Source organism: Thermus sp. FJN-A, assembly GCF_054655095.1.
In genome coordinates this window covers 105854-124974 of the sequence record NZ_BAAHSC010000164.1, presented here as the reverse complement: position 1 = coordinate 124974, position 19121 = coordinate 105854, and the positions used below count along the sequence as shown (strand labels likewise).

The window sequence follows — 19121 nt, the reverse complement described above, 5'->3', positions numbered from 1 at the left end:
AGGAGGCCCCATGGTCAAGACCCGCCTGAAGGCCGAGGAGTTCTTCGCCCTGCCTCTAGAGCGGGGGGAGCTCGTGGACGGGGAGGTCCGGGAGGAGATGCCGCCCAAGCCGGAGCACGGAAGGATCGCGGGGGAGGTGTTTTTCCGCATTCGCCTTTGGCTGGAAGAAACGAGGCTCGGGGTGGCCGGGGTGGAGGGGGGCTTTGTCCTCCGCCGGGACCCCGACCGGGCGCGAAGCCCCGCCGTCTGGTTCCTCTCCCACGAAAGGCTCAAGGAGGTGGCCCGGGAGGGTTTCTACGAGGGGGCCCCGGACCTCGCCGTGGAGGTGGTCTTCTCCGGAGAGGAGGCGGAGGGACTTTTGGCCAAGGTGCTGGACTACCTGGAGGCGGGGGCCAAGGCGGTGTGGCTGGTCTACCCCGAGCTCAAGGCGGTGGAGGTCTACGGGCAAGGCGGGGCGGGGCGGCTTCTCCGCGCCCAGGAGGTGCTGGAAGGGGGTGAGGCCCTACCGGGCTTCCGGTTGCCCCTGGAGGCCCTTTTCTCCTGAGCGCCCGCACCTTGGGTTCACGATTCCCGGAAGGCGAAAGCGGGGAGGCGCGGTGAGCCCGGCTAGGGAGGCGCTCGAGCGGCACCAGGTGGTCATCTACCTGGCCGCCATCGCCGCGGGGAGCGCCCTGGGGCTTGCCTGGCCCCAGGAGGAAGCGCATCTGGAACGCCTGATCTACCCCGCGCTGACCCTCCTCCTTTACGCCTCCTTTTCCCAGGTGCCCTTCGCCGCCTTACGCGAAGCCCTCAGGGACAGGCGCTTCATGGGCGCCTTGCTCGTGGCCAACTTCGTGGCCGTGCCGCTTTTGGTGCTAACCCTAGGCCCCCTCCTGCCGCCGGATGCCGGCCAGAGGCTAGGTGTCTTCCTGGTGCTCCTCGCTCCTTGCACCGACTGGTTCGTGGCCTTCACCCACCTCGGCAAAGGGGACGTGCGCCGCGCCGTGGCCGCCCTCCCCTGGCTCTTGCTCCTGCAGCTCATATTGCTTCCCGTGTACCTCTGGCTCTTTCTGGGCGAGGCCTTTGTGGGTGTCGCCGATGCCACGGCGTTCGGGCGCGCCTTCGCCCAGTTCATCCTCCTCCCCCTTGCCCTCGCTTACCTCACCCAGCGCCTGGCGCGCCGCCACCTGGCCTTAAGGGGATTCCTCCACCGCCTCGCCTGGTGGCCGGTGCCCCTCCTGGCCCTCACCCTGTTCCCGATCGCGGGCTCCCATGTGACGGCGGTCCTCGAGGGGGGAAAGCTCCTCGCCCAGGTCGTGCCGGTCTTCGTCCTCTACGCCCTTCTGGCCGCCCCCCTGGCGCGGTTCGTGGCCGCCCGCTTCGGGCTTCCGCCGGAGGCGGCGCGAACCCTCGCCTACAGCCTCGGCAGCCGCAACTCCTTCGTGGTGCTCCCCCTCGCCCTGGCCCTTCCCGAGGAACTCTCCTTGGCGGTGGCCACCATCGTCATCCAGTCCCTCGTGGAGCTTGTGGCCCTCACGGTGTACCTGTGGTGGGTACCAGGCGTCCTGATCCCCGGGCCCGGAAGACGGCCGTAAGGGCCATCGGGGCTACCCTTTTCCGGGGAAAAGCCGCTAGAGTGGAGGGGATGGAACGGCCCATCTCCGAGGCCTACTTTCAGGAGGCGCAAAGGCACATCCCGGGCGGGGTGAGTAGCCCCGTGCGGGCCTTCAAGGCCGTGGGGGGCACCCCGCCCTTTTTGGTGCGGGGCGAGGGGGCCTACGTGTGGGACGCGGACGGGAACCGCTACCTGGACTACGTGATGAGCTGGGGGCCTTTGATCCTGGGCCACGCCCACCCCAAGGTCCTCGCCCGGGTGCGGGATACCCTGGAAAGGGGCCTCACCTTCGGGGCGCCAAGCCCCCTGGAGGTGGCCCTGGCGAAGAAGGTCAAGCGGGCGTACCCTTGGGTGGACCTGGTGCGCTTCGTGAGCTCGGGGACCGAGGCCACCATGAGCGCCCTTCGCCTCGCCCGGGGGTACACGAAGAGGCCCTACATCGTCAAGTTCCGGGGCAACTACCACGGCCACGCGGACGGCCTCCTGGTGGAGGCGGGCTCGGGGGCCCTCACCCTGGGCGTCCCCTCCTCCGCCGGGGTGCCCGAGGAATACGCCCGGCTCACCCTGGTCCTGGAGTACAACGACCCCGAGGGCCTGCGGGAGGTGCTGAGGCGGCGGGGCGAGGAGATCGCCGCCATCATCTTTGAGCCGGTGGTGGGAAACGCCGGGGTCCTCGTCCCCACGGAGGACTTCCTCAAGGCCCTCCACGAGGCCAAGGCCTACGGGGTCCTCCTCATCGCCGACGAGGTGATGACGGGCTTCCGCCTGGCTTTTGGGGGGGCCACGGAGCTTCTTGGCCTTAAGCCCGACCTCGTTACCCTGGGGAAGGTCTTAGGCGGGGGGCTTCCCGCGGCGGCCTACGCGGGGAGGCGGGAGGTCATGGAGATGGTGGCCCCCCTGGGCCCCGTCTACCAGGCGGGCACGCTTTCCGGCAACCCCTTGGCCATGGCGGCGGGCCTCGCCACCCTGGAGATCCTGGAGGAAAACCCCGGCCACTACCGCTACCTGGAGGACCTGGGGGCCAGGCTCGAGGCGGGCCTTAAAGAGGTTCTCGCGCGAAAGGGCATCCCCCACGCGGTGAACCGGGTGGGCTCCATGATCACCGTCTTCTTCGCGGAAGGCCCCGTGGTCACCTTCCAGGACGCCAAGCGTACGGACACGGAGCTCTTCAAACGCTTCTTCCACGGCCTTTTGGACCGGGGCATCTACTGGCCCCCCTCCAACTTCGAGGCGGCCTTCCTCTCCGTGGCCCACACGGAAGAGGACGTGGAAAGGACCCTGGAGGCGCTAGGCGAAGCCCTTTAGAATGAGGGCATGGCCGGCGCCGTTGCCGACCTTTTCTTGTTTGGGGCCTCGGTCCTCCTTCTCTTAAGCATTCTCCTGAGCCGGGTTTCCCAGCGCTTCGGCATCCCCGCCTTGCTCTTTTTTCTCGCCCTGGGGATGCTGGCCGGTTCCGACGGTCCCGGGGGCATCTACTTTGACGATGCCCGCCTGGCCCAGGGCCTCGGGGTGATGGCCCTGGCCTTCATCCTGTTTTCCGGCGGCCTGGACACGGAGTGGGGTAAGGTGCGCCCGGTCCTCCTTCCCGGGGTGGTTCTCGCCACCTTGGGCGTGGTCCTCACCGCTTTGCTGGTGGGCTTCTTCGCCAGCCTGATCCTGGGATTTTCCCCTTTGCAGGGACTGCTCCTCGGGGCCATCGTCTCCTCCACGGATGCGGCCGCGGTGTTCAGCGTGCTCCGAAGCCAGGGGGTGCGGCTTAAGGAGCGGCTCAAGGCCCTTTTAGAGCTGGAGTCCGGGATTAACGATCCCATGGCCGTCCTCCTCACCGTGGGCCTCACCCTCCTTCTGCTGGGCGCGGCGCAGCCCAAGGACCTGGTCTGGATGGGCCTCAAACAGCTGGGCCTGGGCCTGGTCCTGGGGTATGCCCTGGGCCGGGGCATCGCCTGGGCTTGGGGCCAATGGGGCTTCCAGTACCGGGGCCTAGGGCTACTCCTGAGCTTTTCCTTGGTGCTTTTCAGCTACGGCCTTACGGCCGTCCTGGGGGGAAGCGGCTTCGCCGCCGTCTATGTGGCCGGGTTGGTGGTGGGCTACCTCTCCCTGAGGCAGAAGGAGGAGCTCCTCCTCTTCCACGATGGCGTAGCCTGGATCATGCAGGTGGTGATGTTTCTGGTGCTGGGCCTCTTGGTCTTTCCCTCGGAGCTTCCCGCGGTGGCCCCCAAGGGGGCCCTCCTCGCCCTCTTCCTCATGTTCGTGGCCCGTCCCTTGGCCGTGGCGCTTTGCCTTCTCCCTTTCCGGTGGTCTTGGCGGGAGGTGCTCCTGGTGGGGTGGGTGGGCCTGAGGGGGGCGGTGCCCATCGTGCTCGCCACCTACCCTCTCTTGGCGGGGCTTCCCGGGGCCGCCACCCTCTTCAACCTGGTCTTCTTCATTGTCCTCTTTTCCGTGGCCCTGCAGGGGCCCACCCTGGGGTTTTTGGCCCGGAGGTTGGGCCTAGAGGAGGAAAAGCCCGCGGATGCGTGCCCTTCGTGACCCCATCTGCGCCATCGCCACGCCCCCGGGGAAGGGGGCCATCGGGGTGGTGCGGCTTTCCGGGGAAGGCGCCCTGGAGATCGCCGCAAGGGTGTGGCGGGGGAAAGACCCCAGGCGCCTCAGGGGGGGCCGCTTCACCCTGGGGGAGGTGGTGGACCCCAGGACGAGGGAGGTCCTGGACCAGGCCCTCCTCCTCGTCTTCCGCGCCCCCCGCTCCTACACCGGGGAGGACCTGGTGGAGTTCCAGACCCACGGCTCCCCGGCGGTCCTGAGGCGGGTCTTGGAGGCCCTCTTGGCGGTGGGAGCCCGGCTTGCTGGGCCTGGGGAGTTCACCTTTCGCGCCTACATGAACGGTAAGCTGGACCTGGCCCAGGCGGAGGCGGTGCTCGCCCTGGTCCAGGCGGAGGGGGAGCTTGCCCGGAGGCAGGCCCTGAGGGCGCTGGAGGGGGCCTTTTCCCGCAGGATCGCCGCCCTGGAGGAGGGGCTCCTCCGCCTCCTCGCCCACATCCAGGCCCTTTTGGACTACCCCGAGGAGGGGGTGGAGCCCGTGGAGGCGGAAAGGACCATAAGGGAGGTCCTCGCCCAGGTGGAGGCCCTCCTCTCCCAGGCCAAGGCCTCCCGCCTGGCCCAGAAGGGGGCGCGGCTTGCCCTCATCGGGGCCCCGAACGCCGGGAAGAGCTCCCTCCTGAACGCCCTTTTGGGGTACGAACGGGCCTTGGTTTCCCCCATCCCCGGCACCACCCGGGACTACCTGGAGGCCCCCCTGGAGCTCTTCGGCATCCCCCTGGTGGCCGTGGACACCGCCGGGGTGCGGGAGACGGAAGACCCCCTGGAGCGGGCCGGGGTGGAGCGGGCCCTGAGGATCGCGGAGGAGGCGGACCTCGTCCTTTATGTGGTGGACCGCTCCCTCCCTAGGCCCGCCCCGCCCCCCCTTCCCTGGGAAAGGACCCTCCGGGTGGCCACCAAGGGCGACCTCCCCCCGGCCTGGGACGACCCTGCCTTCCTCCCCGTCTCCAGCCGCACCGGGGAGGGGCTGGACCGGCTGCGGGAGGCCATCGGGCAAGCTCTCCTGGGGGAGGGTGGGGGGGAGGTCCTCCTCACCGAGCGCCAGGTGGAGGCGCTCCAAAGGGCCAGGGAGCGCCTCCTGGAAGCCCTCACCTTGCCGGAGGACCTCAGGGGGCTTGCCCTCCAGGAGGCCCTCGAGGCCCTGGCCGCCCTTAGGGGTGAGGGCCAGGTGGCCGAGGCGGTGGTGGCCCGGGTCTTCCAGAACTTCTGCGTGGGGAAGTAGCCCCCTTTAGGGCAGGAAGGCCTCCAGGATCTCCTCCACCTGGTCGGTCTCTATGAGGAAGGCGTCGTGCCCGTGAGGGCTCTTGATCTCCCGGTAGCGGGCCCCCGCCATCCTGGCCGCCTGCCGCACCTCCCAGGCGGGGTAGAGGAGGTCGGTGTCAATCCCCACGAAGAGGGAAGGGATGCCGCGAAGGCGCTTCAGGGCCTCTTCCACCCCGCCCCGGCCCCGGCCCACGTCGTGGGTGTCCATGGCCCGGGAGAGGACCAGGTAGCTCTCCGCGTGGAAGCGCTTTAGAAACCTCTCCCCCTGGTAGTCCAGGTAGGTCTCCCCCCGTTCGGGCTCCCCGCCCCAGCGGGCCTCAAACCCCTCGGGGGCCCGGTAGCTCATCATGGCGATGGCCCGGGCCAGGGCCATGCCCTTGGGGGCGGGGTGGCCCCTTTGGTACTCGGGGTCTTGCAGGATGGCCTGGCGGGAAAGGTGGTTGAAGGCCCGGGCCCAGGGCCCGTGCCGGGCGGGGGCCGCCAGGACCACGAGCTTCTTCACCCTCTCCGGGTACATGAGGGCGAACTCCAAGGCCACCATCCCCCCGAGGCTTCCCCCGATCACGGTGGCCCGCTCCACCCCTAAGTGGTCCAGAAGCCTCGCCTGGGCCCGGGCCAGGTCGCGGATGGTGAGGGGCGGGAAGTCCTTGCCGTAGGGCTTCCCCGTGCGGGGGTCTAGGGAGAGGGGGCCTGTAGAGCCGTAGCAGCTTCCCAGGTGGTTGGCGGAGACCACGTAGTAGAGGGCGGGGTCCAGGATCCGCCCGGGCCCCACCAGGCTGTCCCACCACCCTTCCCGGCCGAAGGCCTTTTCCAGGGGGGAGAGGCTTCTAAAGGTTTCCTCGTCGTAGGTCCCCGCCAGGTGGGCGCTTCCCGTGAGGGCGTGGAAGACCAAAACGGCGTTATCCCGCCTGCGGGAGAGGGTCCCGTAGGTCTCAAAGCGGAGGCGCACCTCGGGGAGGTACCCCCCAAGCTCCGTGTAGAACCCCTCCCGCCTGGGGAAGAGGACGGCGGTGCGGGGCTTGGGCGGGGGGATGGAGAGGGGGGAGCGGGGGGGCTTGAGGAGGAGGGCCTCGTGCTCCCCCCAGGCCTCGAGGGCGATCTCGCTCATGCCAACGCCTCCTTGAGCTCGGCCTTTAGGTCCTCCACGTGCTCCAGGCCCACGCTAAGCCGCACCGTCTCCGGAGAAACCCCCGCTAGGGCCTGCTCCTTGGGGGAAAGCTGGGAATGGGTGGTGGAGGCGGGGTGGATGGCGAGGGTGCGGGTGTCCCCCACATTCGCCAGGTGGGAGATGAGCCTGAGGCGGGAGATAAAGCGCTTGGCCGCCTCGTACCCGCCCTTAAGCCCGAAGGTGAGGACGGCCCCGGGCTTCCCCTTGAAGTACTTCTGGGCCCTCCTGAAGTGGGGGTGGTCCGGGAGTCCAGGATAGTTCACCCAGGCCACCTTGGGGTGCTCCCTGAGCCAGTGGGCCAGGTGTAGGGTGTTCTCCACGTGGCGTTCCGCCCTCAAGGAGAGGGTCTCCATCCCCAGGAGGACCACCCAGGCCTCAAAGGGCCCCAAGGCCTGCCCCTGGTCGCGGAGGCCGTCCACCCGGGCCTTGACGATGAAGGCCAGGTCTCCGAAGGCCTCCGTGAGCCTCAGGCCGTGGTAGCCGGGCTGGGGCTCCGTGAGGAGGGGGTAGCGGCCGTTTTCCCAGGGGAAATGCCCTCCGTCCACAATGGCCCCGGCGATCACCGCCCCGTGCCCCCCCACCCACTTGGTGAGGGAGTGGGTGACCAAGGCGGCCCCCCAGGCCAAGGGCCTCAGGAGGTAGCCTCCCATGCCGAAGGTGTTGTCCACCATGAGGGCCACGCCTGCCTCCCGGGCGGCCTGGGCCAGGGCCTCGAGGTCGGGGATGTTCAGGGCGGGGTTGCCGACGGACTCCACCCACCAGGCCCGGGTCCTTTCGTCGGTGAGGGCAAGGAACTCCTCGGGGTGCTCCTCGCGGGAGGTGAAGCGGACCTCAATCCCAAGCCGCCTCAGGGTCACCTTGAACTGGTTGAAGGTGCCCCCGTAGAGGTTGGGGGTGGAGACGATGTTGTCCCCCGCCTGGGCCAAGGTGGTGAGGGCCAGGAACTGGGCGGCGTGGCCGCTTGCGGTGGCCAAAGCCGCCTTGCCCCCCTCCAGGGCCGCCAGGCGCCTCTCCAGCACCTCCACCGTGGGGTTCATGATGCGGGAGTAGATGTTGCCGAACTCCTTGAGGGCGAAGAGGTTCGCGGCGTGCTCGGGGCTCTTAAAAGCGTAGCTGGTGGTGGGGTAGATGGGGACCTGGCGGCTAAGCGTGGTGGGCTCGGGCTCGTAGCCCGCGTGGAGCTGCAGGGTCTCAAAGCGCATCCTTGGCCTCCTTTCCAAAGTCCCGGCCTGGGGCGCTTGGGCTTGGAAGGGGCCATAAAAAGCCCCTTCCCGGCAAGACCGTTCTCTCGCCAAGAAGGGGTTGGGCGTGGCGCTTACCCCCTCTCTTATCGTCCCCGGGCGTTTCCCCCGCCCGGGCCGGCCTTGGCACCAGCCCCGCCCGCATCCGGCCATGCAACGGAAGGGGCGGGAGGTTGCCGCGGTTTCACAGGGCCGTACCCTCCACCGCTCTGGATAAGAGAACGGGCTGGTTTTCGCCGCGCCCCGGCGCGGTTAGGAGCCAGTGTAGGGAAAAACGAAGGGGGCGTCAACCCCTTTGACCTTTGCCCGGCCATGCCCTATACTGGCATCCGCTACGGGGAGTAGCGCAGCCCGGTAGCGCACCTCGTTCGGGACGAGGGGGTCGCTGGTTCAAATCCAGTCTCCCCGACCAGAAGGCCGGCCTCGAGGCCGGCTTTCGTATACTGCATGGCATGGGCTTTTTGGCCGGGATGGCCCTCTTCCTCTTGGGCCTCCACCTTATCGCCGAGGGGCTTTCCGCCCTTAAGGGCAGGCGCTACCTGCTCTCCCGAACCTTGGGGCGTCCCTGGGGGCTTCTGGGGACGGGCCTTCTCTTGGGGCTTCTTTCCGGGAGCGGAACCGGCCTGTCCCTCCTGGCCCTGGCCCTCCTGGAAGGGGGGGTTCTCCCCTTCGGCCAGGCGGCCCTCCTCGCCCTGGCGGCCACCGCCGGGGCCACCGCCTGGGTGGGGGTGGTGGCCCTGGCCCAAGAGGGGCTCGCCCAGCTCTTCTTGGCCCTCGGCCTCCCCCTTTTCTTGCTCCAGGGAACGCGGCGCCTGAGCCTCCTCCTCCTGGGCCTGGGTCTGCTCTTCCTGGGCTTTCTGGGGATGGGCCGGGAGGCGGGGGGGCTTTCCCCCCTCCTCGCCGGGCTCCACCTGTCCGGGGCCTTTTGGTACGGGGTGGGCCTCCTCCTGGCCTTCCTCCTGGGGACGGCCAACGGGGTGGCGGCCCTGGCCCTGGCCCTTCTGCCCGCCCTGGGGCCTTTGGGCGGCATGGCCCTGGCCCTGGGGGCGGGGGTGGGGGTCTCGGGGGCCCTCTTTGTGGCCGCCCTCACGGGGAGGCGGGAGGCGGTGGCCCTGGGGGCGGCCCTTTTCCTGCACCGCCTTGCCTTCTCCCTTCCCTTTCTTTTGCTCCTCCCCTGGCTGCAGGGCCTCGGGGTGGTGGGGCTCCACGCGGCCAGCCACCTGGTCTACGCCTTGGCCTTTCCCTTTCTGGCGGGGGGGTACGAGGGCCTTTCGGCGCGCCTATTCCCCAAGCGCACGGTGAGCCCCAAGTACCTCTCCCGGGAGGCCTTGGAGACCCCTTCCCTGGCCCACGCCCTGGTGCGGCGGGAGCTGGGCCGGGTGGCGGATGCGGTGCGGAACATGCTGGCCAAGGCGGTGCGCATCCTGAGCCAGGAGGAGGGCGGGGAGGTGGAGCTGGAGGCCCTGGAGGAAAAGGTGGACCGCCTCACCCGGGAAGTGGTCCTCTACACCGCGGAGCTTTCCACCCGCACCCAGGACGAGCGGGCGGTGCGCTTTTTCGTGGCCGCCTCGGAGCTTGAGCACCTGGGGGACCTGGTGCGCCGGGTGGTGCGGCAGGCGGAGAAGCTCTGGGCCCAGGGGCTCACCTTCAGCCAGGAGGGCAAGGAGGACCTCCTGGAGGCGGCCAGGCGCCTCCTGGGCCGGATGGAGCGCATGGCGGCGGCCCTCGCCATCGGGGAGAAGGCCCTGGCCCAGGAGGTGCTTGGGGAGGGCCCTAGGATGGCGGAGTTCCTGGACCGCCTGCGCCGGGCCCACCTGGCCCGCCTCGAGGGGGGGCGCCCCGAGAGCCGGGCCACCACCTTGGCCCACCTGGACCTCCTCATCACCCTGGAGGAGCTAAATGGCGGGGTGGAGAGGCTTTGCCGCCTGGTGCTGGAGCTTTAATACCACCCCATGCCGGCTTGGGCCAGCGTGGGGGCCCGGGTAAGGGGCCTGGGGCGGAGCTTTCGGGACCCCGCAGGGCGGGGAAAACGGGAAGAAAGGGTATAAGCTAAGGGGCGTGGTGAGGATCCTGGGCGGCAAGGCCAAGGGGGTGCCCCTGAAGGTGCCCGCCTCGGCCAGGCCCTCCCCCGTGCGCCTCCGGAAGGCCCTCTTTGACTACCTCCGCCTCCGCTACCCGAAGAGGGGCCGTTTCCTGGACCTCTATGCGGGAAGCGGGGCGGTGGGCCTCGAGGCGGCCAGCGAAGGGTGGGAGGCCACCCTGGTGGAGAAGGACCGGGAGGCGGTGGCCCTCCTCAAGGAGAACGCCCGCCGAACGGGGCTCAGGGTGCGCATCGTCCCCCTGCCCGTGGAGGCCTTCCTCCTCGAGGCCAAGGCCCGGGGGGAGCGCTACACCGTGGCCTTCATGGCCCCGCCTTACCCCACGGACCTGGTGTCCGCCTTCCAGGCCCTCCTGGAAAGCGGCTTGGTGGAAAAAGGGGGGCTTTGCGTCCTCCAGCACCCCAAGGACCTGCACCTTCCCTTCGGGGAGCGCCGGGTTTACGGGGAAAACGCCCTCACCTTGGTGGAGGTCTAGATGCACGTGGTCTACCCGGGAAGCTTTGACCCCCTCACCAACGGCCACCTGGACGTGATCCAGCGGGCGAGCCGCCTCTTCTCCAGGGTCACCGTGGCCGTGCTGGAGAACCCCAACAAGCGGGGCCAGTACCTCTTCAGCGCCCAGGAGCGCTTGGACATCATCCGCGAGGCCACGGCCCACCTGCCCAACGTGGAGGCCCACACCTTTTCCGGCCTCCTGGTGGACTTCGTGAGGCGGGTGGGGGCCCAGGCCATCGTCAAGGGCCTGCGGGCGGTTTCCGACTACGAGTACGAGCTGCAGATGGCCCACCTGAACCGCCAGCTCCTCCCCGGGCTGGAAACCCTCTTCATCCTGGCCGCCACCCGGTACGCCTTCGTCTCCAGCACCATGGTCAAGGAGATCGCCCGCTACGGGGGGGATGTGTCCAAGCTGGTGCCCCCGGCCACGCTCCGGGCCCTGAAGGCCAAGTTCGGCTAGCGCCCCCTCCTCCGGGTAAAATGCCCCACGGAGGTCACCATGAAGGCTTTCCCCAGCAAGTACGGCAACGCCTTGGAGTTCGGCCACCTTATCGGGGGCGAGGAGGTCTTTGAGGGCGAGCCCCTGGAGCGGCGCAACCCCTCGGACCGGGAGGACCTGGTGGCCCGCTTCCCCGAGGGCACCAAGGAGACCCTACGCAAGGCGGCCCGCAAGGCCCAGGAGGCCTTCCGCGAGTGGAGCCGCACCCCGGCCCCCGTGCGGGGTCAGGTCCTCTTCAACCTGGTCAAGATCCTGGAACGGGAAAAGCCCACCCTGACCCGCCTCATGGTGCGGGAGGTGGGGAAGACCCCCAAGGAGGCGGGCGGAGACGTGCAGGAGGCCATTGACACCGCCCTCTTCTTCGCCTCCGAGGGGCGGAGGCTCTACGGCCAGACCGTGCCCAGCGAGATGCGGGACAAGGAGCTCTTCACCTTCCGTCGCCCCCTGGGGGTGGTGGGCATGATCACCGCCGGCAACTTCCCCATCGCCGTGCCCAGCTGGAAGCTGGTCCCCGCGGTGCTGGCGGGGAACACGGTGGTCTGGAAGCCCTCCGATGATTCCCCCACCCTCTCCTACCTCTTCGTGAAGCTCTTTGAGGAGGCGGGCCTGCCCCCCGGGGTCATCAACGTGGTCTTTGGGGGCGGCAAGGACTCCACGGGGCAGTGGCTGGTGGAGCTCATGGACGAGGGCCTCCTCCAGAAGTTCGCCTTCACCGGCTCCACCAAGGTGGGGCGCTGGATCGGTGAGGTGGCGGGGCGGAACCTGATCCGGCCCACCCTGGAGCTCGGGGGCAAGAACCCCCTGGTGGTCATGCGGGACGCCGACCTGGACCTCGCCGTGGAGGGGGCCTGGTGGAGCGCCTTCGCCACGGGAGGGCAGCGGTGCACCTCCGCGGGGAACATCCTGGTGGACGCCCCCATCTACGAGGAGTTCAAGCGCCGCTTCTTGGAGCGCACGGAGGCGACCCTGGTGGGCAACCCCCTCCTCCACCCGGAGGTCACCTACGGGCCCTTCCTCAACGAGCGGCTCTTCCAGCGCTGGCAGGAGCATTACGCCTGGGGGGAGGAGGACGGGGCCAGGCTCCTCTTCGGCCGGGGGCGCATCACCCGGGAGAACCCTTACCCCCACTTCCTGGGGGACCCCGAGGCGGGGCTTTTCGGCTGGCCCACGGTCTGGGAGGCCCGGCCCGGGATGCGGCAGTTCGCCGAGGAGATCTTCGGCCCCACCATCAACCTGGTGAAGGTGGACGGCATAGAGGAGGCCATCGAGGTGGCCAACAGCACCCCCTACGGCCTCTCCAGCGCCATCTACACCAACCACCGCCACTGGGCCTACCTCTTCAAGGTGGGCATCCGGGCCGGCATGACCAGCATCAACAACACCACCGTGGGGGCCGAGGCCCATCTGCCCTTTGGCGGGGTGAAGGCCAGCGGCAACGGGGCCCGGGAGTCGGGGATCTGGGTTCTGGAGGAGTACACCTACTGGCACGCGGTGAACGAGGAGTACTCCGGCAGGCTCCAGCTGGCCCAGATGGACACGGGCTACGTGAGCCCCAAGGCGGCCACCGACTGGGGGCGGGTCCTGGGGATGTGAGGCCCCGCTATTGGGCGCTTTCCAGGTCGGGCCGGAGCTTCACCGCCTCCTTGAGGTACACGTGGCGCACCCGGTCCTGGGGGGTGTCGGTGTTCCAGAGGGCCAGGACCCGGATCACCCGGGGCAGGCTTCCCGGCACCGGCACCTCCCGGGCGGAGAGGAGGGGCACCCGGTGCATGCCGATCTGCCGGGCGGCCTCGGCGGGGAAGGCGGAGGTGAGGTCTTCGGTGACGGTGAAGATGATGGCGGCGAGCTCCCCGTAGCTTTGTATGCCGTTCGCCTCCAGCATCTTCAGGAGAAGCTCCCGGGTGGCCTGGTGGATGGCCTCTGGGCTGTCCTCCTCCACGGTGATGGCGCCCCTGATGCCCCTGACCATAGTTAGGCCCCATGCTAAGGGGTTTCCCCCCTGGGGGCAAGGCGGGTAGACTAGCCCCCATGAACCTTCTGGCGGTCTTCGCCCATCCCGACGATGAGATCGGCGCCGCCGGCACCCTGGCCCTTCACGCCCGGAAAGGGGACCGGGTGATGCTGGTCTGGATGACCCGGGGAGAGCTCGCCAGCCAGTTCGGGGACACCCCTCCCGAGGAGGTGGCCCGGATCCGGGAAGGGCACGGGGCCCACGTGGCGGGGCTCATCGGGGCTGAGCACCGCTTCCTGCCCTTCCAGGACACCCTGCTCACCGGGGGCCGGGAGGAGGCCCTGGCCCTGGCCCGGCTCATGGCCGAGTTCAAGCCCGATGCCCTGATCACCTGGGACCCCCTGGACGTCCACCCCGACCACCGGGCCACCCACCAAGCCGTCCTTTCCGCCTTGAAGCTTTGCCGCATCCCCAAGCTGGTGGGGGAGGCCCACCGGCGGCCTGTTCGCCTTTACCACTACCCGCGCCGCGACCTGGCCCGCCCTTGGGTCTACGTGGACACCACGGGGACGCAGGAGGTGGCGGAGGCGGTCTTCAGCTTTTACCAGGCCTTCTACCGCTGGCCCTTCACCCTGGAGGAGTTTCGCGCCCGCCGGCGGCTTCTGGGCCGGGAGGCGGGGGTTCGCTTTGCCGAGGCGTTTCAGACGGACTCGCCCCCGGCCTGGCCCCTTCTTCCCTGAGCCCCTCCTCCGGGTCGGGAGCGGGGGTGAGGACGTAGGCCAGGACCACGGCGGGGAGGACCAGGGGCAGGGTGGCGTACCCTCCCCACTCCGCGGCCAGCACGGTGGCGGCGAAGGGGGCGCGGGCCACCCCCGCCAGGAGGGCGGCCCCCCCCGCCAGGGCCAAGGCCTCCGGGGGCAGGGTGAAGGGACCGGGGAAGTGGGCCAGGAAGGCGCCCAAAAGCCCCCCCAGGACCAGGGCCGGGGTAAAGGGGCCCCCGTAGGCCCGCACCCCCGCGGCCAGGACCAGGAGGAGGAGCTTGGCCAAAAGCAGGGAGAGGATGGCCCCTGGGGGCAGGAGGGGCGTGGTGGCCACCGCCACCCAACCCAGGCCGCTCCCCAGGGCCTCGGGGAGGAGGAGAAGGGCCAAGGCCAGGGCCAGGCCCAAGAGGCCGTGGCGCCAGGGGAAGGGCAGGGGGCGGAGGCGCCCTTCCAGAAGCCTCGCCCCTTCGGTCCACAAGGTGGCCAGGGCGGCGGCCACGAGGCCGAGGAGCGCCCCGGCGGGCAAGGCCTCCAGGTCCATCCGCACCGCGAAGGGGAGGAGGGGGGTGTACCCGTAGAAGGCCCCGTACACGGCGAAGCCGGAAAGGGCCCCGATGAGGGCCGGGGTGAGGGCCCGGGCCTCGAGGAGAAGGCTCCGGTAAAGGATCTCCGTGGCCAGAAGGGCCCCGGCCACGGGGGCGTGGAGGCTTACCCCGAGGCCCGCGGCCAGGCCGGCGAAGGCCAACCCCCCTCCCAGCCGGGGAAAGCGGCGGTCCAGGGCCGTGCCCAGCCAGAGGCCTAGCACCCCGAAGGGGCCCTCCCGGCCCATGGGGGAGTAGAGGGCGAGCTGCAAGGTGCCCCCGGCCACCGCCCGGGGGTGCGCCCAGGGGGGCGGGGCCTGGCCCTCCCGCACCCGCCGGAGGAGGGCGGAAAGCCCCTGGCCGGTGCCCAGGAGGCTGGTCAGGGCGAAAAGGGGGGGGAGGAGGAAGGCCAGGAGGGCGAAGCTGGGCCCGGTGAAGGCCTGGGCCAAGCCCCCCTCGCCCGGGGCCTCCGGCACCAGGTAGCCGAAAAAGAGGCCAAAGGCCTGGGTGAGGGCCCGCAACAGGGCGTTCAAGAGGGCCAGCAAGAGCCCCGCCACGGCCCCGGTGAAGGCGCTGTAGAGGATGAGGGGTCCGGTCTGGCGCACCTCCTCGTCCCAGAGGGGGGGAAGGGTGCGCTGGGAGCCCCTGCCAAGCGGCCGCATCAGAGGGAGTGTACCAGAGCCAAGGGGGTGCCCCGGGCAAGCCGGGGGGTGGAGAGGCCTAAGGCCCGGTACCCTCCCCGGGTGAGGGCCCGCACCAGGAGGCGGGGGTCGGCCTTGCCCCAGAGGAAGAGGGCCTCGTTTTTCACGTCCAGGTCGGGGCTACTGGCCCTGGAGTCCGTGCCCAGGGCGAGTTCCACCCCGTGCTTGGCGTAGAGGGCGAGGGGCGCCTCCCCCACCTCCAGGTTCGCGTTGGACCGGGGGCAGAGGACCACCTTGGTGCCGGTTTCCGCCAGGAGCCTGGCCTCCTCCTCGTCCACCTGGACCCCGTGCACCAAGGTGGTGGTGGGGCCCAGAACCCCCAGGGCGTGCAGGTAGCGCACGGGGGTGAGGCCCGGGGGCTCCCAGGGCCTGGCGCTGAACCGGCGGTGGACCTCGGCCAAGGGGCCTTCCCCGCGAAGGAGGAAGGCCACCTCCTCGGGGCTTTCCCCCGCGTGGACCATGAGGGGGATGCCCTCGGCTTGGGCCCACGCCGCGAGCCTCCTCATGAGGGGGGGGCTCACGGAATAGGGGGCGTGGGGGGAAAGCCCCACCTTCACCCGGCCCTCATACCGGCGCCAGGCCTCCACCTTCCGCCGCACGGCCTCAAAGACCTCCTGGGCGAGGGAGGGGTCGGGGGCGAAGACCTCGTAGTAGGCCACGCCCGGCAAGGGGCTTTCCCGGAGGAGGAAGTCCATGACCTCCTCCTCGAAGACGATGTCCGCGAAGGCCCCCGCCCCCGAGGCCAAGAGCTCCTCCAGCCCTCGCTTGGCCCCCACCAGCCCCCGCTTCTCCCGGTGGGCCACCACGTGGGGGATGAAGCGGGCAAAGGGCCCCTGGTACAGGGGCACCAGGGAGAGGTCCAGGTGGGTGTGGGCGTTCACCGGGGGCGGGAAGAGGGCCTTCCCCTTGTGGACCACCTCCGCCCCGGGAAAGCGGCCCCTTAACTCCTCCAGGCTCCCCTGGCCCACCACGTGCTGGCCCTGCACGGCGATGGCCCCGCGGAGCATAGGGGTGCCGAAGCCGGTGTACACCACCTCGGCCGTCCAGAGCTCAGTCCTTAGCCAGAACATAGCGGTTGGGCCCGCGGGCGAAGTCCAGGGCCCGGTACCCCCGGGCGAAGTAGTGGCCGAGGACCAGGCGGCTGTGTTCCCGCCAGCGCCGGGCCAGGTCCTGGTCTTCCCGGAGGATCTTGCCCCAGTCCTCGGGGATCTGGAAGAGGAGACGCCCTGCCTCCAGGTCCAGCCTCGCCTCCACCGGCACCTCCCCCTCCACCCGGTTGGCCTGGGGTAGCCCCGCCACCTCGGGCTCCCCGGGGGGGTCGTAGATGCGGGCGTAGACCCTTTCGGAGAGGAGCTCCCACTCCGCCAAAAGCCGGTCCGAGGGGGCCCCCGCGTTGATGCCCGTCATGGGCCCGTAGTGGTCCACCAGGTAGGTGCGGGCGGTGGCCCCGAGCTTCCTCAGGTTGAAGTTGGCGTTGGGGCCCCTTAAGGGGTCAAAGGTCCAGACCACCTTCCGGATGCCCCGGGCGAGGCACCAGTCCCGCTGGAACCGCTTCAGGAGGAGGGCAGCCCCCGTGCCCCTGTAAGCCTCCAGCACCCCCAGCATGTGGGAGTGCTGCAGGGTGGGGTCTTTTGTGGGAAAGCCGAAGACGAAGCCCACCATCTCCCCTCCCGCGAAGGCCCCCGCCACCAGTCCCCCTTCGTCCTGCACGGCGATGAGGAGGCCCCGGGGCACCAGGTCGCTTTCCGCCCGCCCCCAGACCTGGCGCTGGAGCTCCACCACCTTTTCCATCTCCTCGGGGCCCTTTAGCTCGCGGACACGTACCTCTGCCATAGGGTGATCCGCTCCACGAAGGAAAGCTTCAGGTGCACCCCGATGCCCAGGCCCTCGGGCACGGGCATGAGGCCCTCTTTGGCCTCCAGGGCCTCCTCCACGATGTCCTCCTTCCAGTAGCGGCTGGCCGAACTCACGTCCCCGGGCTTGGTGAAGCCGGGAAGGGTCGCCAGGTGGAGGTTGTGGGCCCGCCCCACCCCCGCCTCCAGCATTCCCCCCATCCACAGGGGGATCCCCGCGCTTTGGGCCAGGGCGTGGACCTTGAGGCTTTCCCCGTGCCCGCCCAGGCGGGCGGGCTTGACGTTGAAGACCCGGCCCGCCCCAAGCTCAATGGCCTTCCTGGCCTTCTCCGCCCCGGTGAGGCTCTCGTCCAGGCAGATGGGGGTGGAAAGCTCCCGCTGGAGCTTGGCGTGGTCCAGGAGGTCGTCGTAGCCCAGGGGCTGCTCTATGTAGTCCAGGTGGAGTTCGTCCAGGCGCCTAAGCCGGGCGAGGTCCGCTAGGCTGTAGGCGCTGTTGGCGTCGGCGGTGAGGGTGGCCTCGGGGAAGGCCCCTCGCACCGCCTTCAGGACCTCGTAGTCCCAGCCCGGCTTGATCTTGAGCTTGATGCGGCGGTAGCCCTCCCCCAGGTGTCTCTCCACCACCTTGAGGGTTTCCTCCACCGAGGGCTGGATGCCCAGGGAAACCCCCACCTCCACCGCCTGCCGCACCCCCCCCAGGACCTGCCAGAGGGGCTTCCCCAGGCCCTTGGCGTAGAGGTCCCAGAAGGCCATCTCCAACACCGCCTTGGCCATGGGGTTGCCCCGGAAGGGCGCAAGGGCTTCCCGGAGGGCCTCGGGGTTGGGAAAGTCCCCCCCCAGGACCCGGGGCAGGAAGACCTCCTCCAGGAGGTAGCGGGCCCCCGCCACCGTCTCCTCCCGGTAGAGGGGAAGCCGCTCCATCACCCCTTCCCCCAGGCCCTCGAGGCCTTCCCCGAAGAGCCTTAAGAGGAGGATGGTCCTCTTGGTCTGCACCCCGAAGCTGGTCTCAAAGCGGAACTTCAGGGGGAGCTCCAAAATCCTAAGCTCTGCGGCCTCTATCCGCACGGCTCCAGCACCTCCTTGCCCAGGTAGGGCACCAGGGCCTCGGGCACCCGCACCCGGCCGTCCGGGAGCTGGTGGTTTTCCAGGAGCATCACCAGGATCCTCGGGGTGGCCAAGGCGGTGTTGTTCAGGGTGTAGGCGTAGCGCACCTTGCCCTCCCCGTCCCGGTAGCGGAGGCCCGTCCGCCGGGCCTGCCAGTCCAGGAGGGCGGAGGCGGAGTGGGTTTCCCGGTAGCGTCCCTCGGAGGGGACCCAGACCTCGAGGTCCACCTGGCGCCACTTGCCCGGCCCCATGTCCCCGGTGGAGACCTCCAGCAGGCGGTAGGGGAGTTCCAGGAGCCTTAGGATCGCCTCAGCGTTCTCCAGGATCTCCTGGAAGGCCCGGTCGGAGGCCTCGAGGCTGGCCTCGGTCATGACGTACTGCTCCACCTTGTGGAACTGGTGCACCCGCATGAGGCCCCGCACGTCCTTGCCGAAGCTCCCCGCCTCGGAGCGGAAGGCGGGGGCGTAGCCCGCATAGCGCTTGGGAAGCTCCTCCGCCCTCAGGACCTCCCCCATGTGCAAGGCGTTCAGCACCACCTCCGCGGTCCCCGTGAGGTAGAGGTCGGTGCCCGCGATGGGCCACACCTGGTCCCGGGCGGCGGGAAAGTGGCCGGTGCCGATGAAGGCCGCCTCCCGGGCGTAGGAGGGGAGGGTCATGGGGACGAAGCCCTTCTTCACCATGAAGTCCATGGCGAAGCGGAGGAGGGCGAGTTCGTAAAGGGCCAGGTCCCCCTTAAGGGCGTAGGTCCGGCTCCCCGAGACCTGGCTGATCCTGGGCTCCCACCAGCCGTTTTTCTCCAGGAGGGCCACGTGGTCCAGGGGAGGGAAGGGGAAGGCCTTGGGCTCCCCCACCCGCTTGATCTCCACGTTGGCCGAGTCGTCCGGGCCCACGGGCGCCCCCGGCCAGGGGGGGAGGGGCACCTGCAGGAGAAGCTCCCAAAGCCTGGCCTCCCGTTCCCGCAGGGCCTCCTCCACGGCCTTCGCCTCCTCCGCCAGGGCCTTCCCCCTGGCCACCAGAAAGGGCCTTTCCTCCGCCGGGGCCTGGGGCACCTGCTTGGCGATGCGGTTGCGTTCCGTCTGGATGTCCTGAAGCTTTTGCTTAAGCCCCTGCACCTCCTGGTCCAGGGCCAGGACCTCGTCCAGGTCCAGGGGGATGCCCTTGAGGCGGATGGCCTCCCGGAAGAGGTCGGGCTCTTGGCGTAGCCGTTTGAGGTCCACCATGG

At 69.7% G+C, this 19121-nt stretch carries 18 protein-coding genes, 1 tRNA gene and 1 riboswitch; of the genes, 11 read left to right on the top strand and 8 right to left on the bottom strand.

What is annotated here, in order from left to right; translation table 11 throughout:
- Positions 1-10: 10 nt before the first annotated feature.
- Genes ACYQ0J_RS02160 through mnmE form a run of 5 tightly spaced genes read left to right on the top strand, consistent with a single transcriptional unit; the run spans position 11 to position 5408 of the window.
- Complete coding sequence (locus tag ACYQ0J_RS02160) at positions 11-544, top strand: Uma2 family endonuclease (RefSeq protein WP_460170551.1); 534 nt, start codon at positions 11-13, stop codon at positions 542-544.
- A gap of 52 nt (positions 545-596) precedes the next feature.
- Complete coding sequence (locus ACYQ0J_RS02155; protein WP_460170550.1) at positions 597-1574, top strand: arsenic resistance protein; 978 nt, start codon at positions 597-599, stop codon at positions 1572-1574.
- A gap of 50 nt (positions 1575-1624) precedes the next feature.
- Positions 1625-2899, top strand: coding sequence for a glutamate-1-semialdehyde 2,1-aminomutase (gene hemL / locus ACYQ0J_RS02150; RefSeq protein WP_460170549.1), 1275 nt, complete (start codon positions 1625-1627; stop codon positions 2897-2899).
- 9 nt (positions 2900-2908) lie between these two features.
- Positions 2909-4120 (top strand): potassium/proton antiporter, encoded by a 1212-nt coding sequence (locus ACYQ0J_RS02145; protein ID WP_460170548.1) that lies wholly within the window; start codon positions 2909-2911, stop codon positions 4118-4120.
- A complete protein-coding gene (gene mnmE, locus ACYQ0J_RS02140) occupies positions 4104-5408 on the top strand; it encodes a tRNA uridine-5-carboxymethylaminomethyl(34) synthesis GTPase MnmE (RefSeq protein ID WP_460170547.1) in 1305 nt (434 codons plus the stop codon). Before ACYQ0J_RS02145 ends, mnmE begins: the two co-directional genes overlap by 17 nt.
- A gap of 6 nt (positions 5409-5414) precedes the next feature.
- Here mnmE and metX read toward each other — a convergent pair whose 3' ends face one another.
- Positions 5415-6557 carry a homoserine O-acetyltransferase MetX gene (gene metX / locus ACYQ0J_RS02135; RefSeq protein ID WP_460170546.1) on the bottom strand — a complete coding sequence of 381 codons (1143 nt, stop codon included), beginning with the start codon at positions 6555-6557 and terminating at the stop codon, positions 5415-5417.
- Positions 6554-7819 carry an O-acetylhomoserine aminocarboxypropyltransferase/cysteine synthase family protein gene (locus tag ACYQ0J_RS02130; protein ID WP_460170545.1) on the bottom strand — a complete coding sequence of 422 codons (1266 nt, stop codon included), beginning with the start codon at positions 7817-7819 and terminating at the stop codon, positions 6554-6556. Before ACYQ0J_RS02130 ends, metX begins: the two co-directional genes overlap by 4 nt.
- A 122-nt stretch (positions 7820-7941) precedes the next feature.
- Positions 7942-8078, bottom strand: a riboswitch (SAM riboswitch).
- 115 nt (positions 8079-8193) lie between these two features.
- On the opposite strand from ACYQ0J_RS02130, the gene ACYQ0J_RS02125 reads away from it, so the two are divergent.
- The 5 genes from ACYQ0J_RS02125 to ACYQ0J_RS02105 all read left to right on the top strand — a co-directional run bounded on the left by ACYQ0J_RS02125 (position 8194) and on the right by ACYQ0J_RS02105 (position 12544).
- Positions 8194-8270: transfer RNA gene (locus ACYQ0J_RS02125), tRNA-Pro, on the top strand.
- A 40-nt stretch (positions 8271-8310) separates the two neighbouring features.
- Positions 8311-9801 (top strand): PhoU domain-containing protein, encoded by a 1491-nt coding sequence (locus tag ACYQ0J_RS02120; RefSeq protein ID WP_460170544.1) that lies wholly within the window; start codon positions 8311-8313, stop codon positions 9799-9801.
- Positions 9802-9916: 115 nt separating this feature from the next.
- Positions 9917-10432, top strand: a complete 516-nt coding sequence (locus tag ACYQ0J_RS02115) for an RsmD family RNA methyltransferase (protein WP_460170543.1) — start codon at positions 9917-9919, stop codon at positions 10430-10432.
- Positions 10433-10912, top strand: a complete 480-nt coding sequence (gene coaD, locus ACYQ0J_RS02110; RefSeq protein ID WP_460170542.1) for a pantetheine-phosphate adenylyltransferase — start codon at positions 10433-10435, stop codon at positions 10910-10912. It begins immediately after the preceding gene.
- Positions 10913-10951: 39 nt separating this feature from the next.
- On the top strand, positions 10952-12544 hold the full coding sequence (locus ACYQ0J_RS02105; protein WP_460170541.1) for an aldehyde dehydrogenase family protein: 1593 nt from the start codon (positions 10952-10954) through the stop codon (positions 12542-12544).
- Positions 12545-12551: 7 nt separating this feature from the next.
- On the opposite strand, the gene aroH is transcribed toward ACYQ0J_RS02105, so the two are convergent.
- On the bottom strand, positions 12552-12920 hold the full coding sequence (aroH, locus tag ACYQ0J_RS02100) for a chorismate mutase (RefSeq protein ID WP_460170540.1): 369 nt from the start codon (positions 12918-12920) through the stop codon (positions 12552-12554).
- Positions 12921-12979: 59 nt separating this feature from the next.
- Here aroH and ACYQ0J_RS02095 point away from each other — a divergent pair, with 59 nt between their 5' ends.
- Entirely contained in the window at positions 12980-13642 is a 663-nt protein-coding gene (locus tag ACYQ0J_RS02095) for a PIG-L deacetylase family protein (protein ID WP_460170539.1), read from the top strand.
- Here ACYQ0J_RS02095 and ACYQ0J_RS02090 read toward each other — a convergent pair.
- From ACYQ0J_RS02090 to serS, 5 genes are read right to left on the bottom strand one after another with little or no spacing between them, the layout of a single operon-like run.
- Positions 13530-14906: a chloride channel protein gene (locus ACYQ0J_RS02090; protein ID WP_460170538.1), complete on the bottom strand. Its 1377-nt coding sequence runs from the start codon at positions 14904-14906 to the stop codon at positions 13530-13532. The genes ACYQ0J_RS02095 and ACYQ0J_RS02090 overlap by 113 nt on opposite strands.
- Positions 14906-16015 (bottom strand): amidohydrolase family protein, encoded by a 1110-nt coding sequence (locus ACYQ0J_RS02085; RefSeq protein ID WP_460170537.1) that lies wholly within the window; start codon positions 16013-16015, stop codon positions 14906-14908. The genes ACYQ0J_RS02090 and ACYQ0J_RS02085 overlap by 1 nt, the downstream gene beginning before the upstream one ends.
- The gene (locus ACYQ0J_RS02080; RefSeq protein WP_460170536.1) at positions 15996-16778 is read right to left on the bottom strand and encodes a GNAT family N-acetyltransferase; all 783 of its coding nucleotides are present in this window, start codon (positions 16776-16778) and stop codon (positions 15996-15998) included. Before ACYQ0J_RS02080 ends, ACYQ0J_RS02085 begins: the two co-directional genes overlap by 20 nt.
- Positions 16751-17860: an o-succinylbenzoate synthase gene (menC, locus tag ACYQ0J_RS02075; RefSeq protein ID WP_460170535.1), complete on the bottom strand. Its 1110-nt coding sequence runs from the start codon at positions 17858-17860 to the stop codon at positions 16751-16753. Before menC ends, ACYQ0J_RS02080 begins: the two co-directional genes overlap by 28 nt.
- Entirely contained in the window at positions 17851-19119 is a 1269-nt protein-coding gene (serS, locus tag ACYQ0J_RS02070; protein WP_460170534.1) for a serine--tRNA ligase, read from the bottom strand. The genes menC and serS overlap by 10 nt, the downstream gene beginning before the upstream one ends.
- Between the last annotated feature and the right edge of the window lie 2 nt (positions 19120-19121).